Here is a 2,109-nt window from a genome sequence, read left to right as displayed (position 1 = left end):
TAGTTCCAAGCTCTTATTATAATAGCTTAACGCTATATCAACTTCATTTAAAAACAAATAAACATCTCCAATATGAGAATATAATTCTGCTCGTCCAGATAGGCTTAATTCATCGGTTTCTAACATAAGTTCAAATAATAAAATAGACTTCTTATGAAGACCTTCATTATCAAGCAATTTGCCTCCAAGATGATAAATATTACCAAATTGGAAATAATCATAAGGTTCAGAGATATCGGTAAAATTCTCTTCAGCAATAGATATTGCTTGCGAAACTAGTTCTTTCGCTCTTTCAAGATCGTTAATTAACAAAAATTGAATTGCTTTAGCTCCATAGTATTGCAATTTACCCGCCACTTTTGTTTCCATATTTATCAATTTATCAACAATTTCTAACCTCGTCGAAAAAGACAATTCATCACTCATGAGATCTAAATACATCTGTAAAAAATCCAAATCTCTTATCTCTTCGTAAGATAAATTGACTAAAAGCTTCTTTGCATCATCACCATTGTTATTAAATATATATTCCCAAGCAACTTTGTAATACCTGAGACGGTTATGCCAGTGCTGATTGTAAAAAAGTTCTCCTAATCTATCTAAATTGCTAATAAAAGAAACTTGAGTATCTCCCATACTAATAATATACATGAGCTTATTCAGCAACTCTGAAAGTGCCTTTATATCAATGTCCAGTACTATTTTACCCCGTAAAGGGTCTATAACTAAGAGAAATTCTGTATGTCTTTTTACGTAACACATATATCTTGTGATCTCAGCACGACAGAAGAGTAAAGCTTGTTGGTAGTTTTTGTTTTCAATTTCTATCGAAATTTTATCAAATGAAGACAAAGACATATACTCGTTACAACATGATTTGAACTTCTTTCCAGAACCACACAGGCATTGCATATTTCTTGTAAGTTCGTATTTTTCATTCATTTTTGGCCCCCCTTAAAATCATTTCTTCTAATGTTCCTGTATCCACGACTCGACGCATGTCGAGTTTCCGGCGACTGCCAGGCCAAGGACGAATGTCCGCAGCGTGAATATTATGTTATAGTATGTCAAATTTTACTTAAAATTTAATTTCATATGTAGTAATTTTATCGTTACCTTGTTTATTATTTCTTTTGATTTTGATCTCTGAGATTATCGAAGTGTCCTTATGTAAACGTCTTGGGTGTCTTGGCTGTTTCTTTAACGTCAATCCCTTATTTTTCTTATCCTCAAAAACATAAATGCTTGATCCTTTTTGCACCTTGTATAATGTAGCTAATATTTTGTTAGTTTCACATTTGTGAAGATCAGCACATAAGTTTTCAGGACAGTCCCCCCAGCCTAGGATAATCCATTCACTATTTTTGACCTCCTTCATAATTTCTGTTCGGTTACTACAAAGTAAGTGATCGAGCTTATTTGTTTTTTGTAATCCCTCTGTAACTGTTCCTAAAAAAGTTGATCTCGTCTCGTAAGTTGGGAAGAGATTCACAACAACTACTTCTCCAATATTTTTAAATTGACTATTCGCTTCATTCATTAATTTTCCAACGAACTTTAGCACAATATTTACGGTATCGTCTGAGTTCTGCATATCAGCCTTGCTGGGATTCATTAAACAAAAACAAATTTTTTTGAGCCGGTAGCTTTCTTTAGGGGAAGTTTTAGAACCTGTCTTACAAAGAGTTCATTTTCAGCTATTTTTTCGCTTTTATTTTTTTCAGAAGATAGAAAAGTTTCTACCTTTGCTATCTCTTCTTTATCTGAAAAAATATTTTCACGATCAATAAAATCAGGATACTGTTTATTAGTCATAATAATAACCTCGTTCAAAATAATTTTTTCTGCAAACTATATTTAAGCTCTGAGTTAATTTTCGTCCAAGCAGCTTAAGGACTGTAGGGCCGGGTCGCCAGACTTAGCTGGTTGAATGTGCGTCTGAAAAACTTCTCTGATATCCCTCTTGGCGATCAAGGGCGAATGCCCGGTGTTGACTTCACTGATTGATCATATAAATAAGTTGAAATCCTTAAATGCTACTAATTTATTAGTTTTTTTTCTTTCCATTGTTTTATTACAAATATCATAATATTTCTCTTTACTCCAAAT

Annotated in this window: 3 protein-coding genes; all 3 read right to left on the bottom strand. The window is 32.9% G+C overall.

Translation table 11 applies throughout. The features are described 5' to 3' along the window. Positions 1-942 (bottom strand): tetratricopeptide repeat protein (locus tag CHI14_RS15300; RefSeq protein ID WP_095289382.1); only part of this gene is annotated, 942 nt, incomplete at its 3' end. Positions 943-1,078: 136 nt separating this feature from the next. Continuing rightward, positions 1,079-1,615 (bottom strand): DUF1643 domain-containing protein, encoded by a 537-nt coding sequence (locus CHI14_RS15295; protein WP_095289381.1) that lies wholly within the window; start codon positions 1,613-1,615, stop codon positions 1,079-1,081. Continuing rightward, positions 1,615-1,815, bottom strand: a complete 201-nt coding sequence (locus CHI14_RS15290; protein WP_095289380.1) for a hypothetical protein — start codon at positions 1,813-1,815, stop codon at positions 1,615-1,617. Before CHI14_RS15290 ends, CHI14_RS15295 begins: the two co-directional genes overlap by 1 nt. Positions 1,816-2,109: the final 294 nt, after the last annotated feature.

The organism is Paenibacillus sp. 7516, assembly GCF_002272715.1.
GTDB classification, from domain to species: domain Bacteria; phylum Bacillota; class Bacilli; order Paenibacillales; family Paenibacillaceae; genus Paenibacillus; species Paenibacillus illinoisensis_A.
The sequence above is the reverse complement of the archived record's forward strand: the minus strand, read 5'-3'. Positions and strand labels throughout refer to the sequence as shown.

Coding starts and splice junctions, on each gene's coding strand:
- CHI14_RS15295 (WP_095289381.1), bottom strand. CDS start 1,615: ATGAATCCCAGCAAGGCTGATATGCAGAACTCAGACGATACCGTAAAT.
- CHI14_RS15290 (WP_095289380.1), bottom strand. CDS start 1,815: ATGACTAATAAACAGTATCCTGATTTTATTGATCGTGAAAATATTTTT.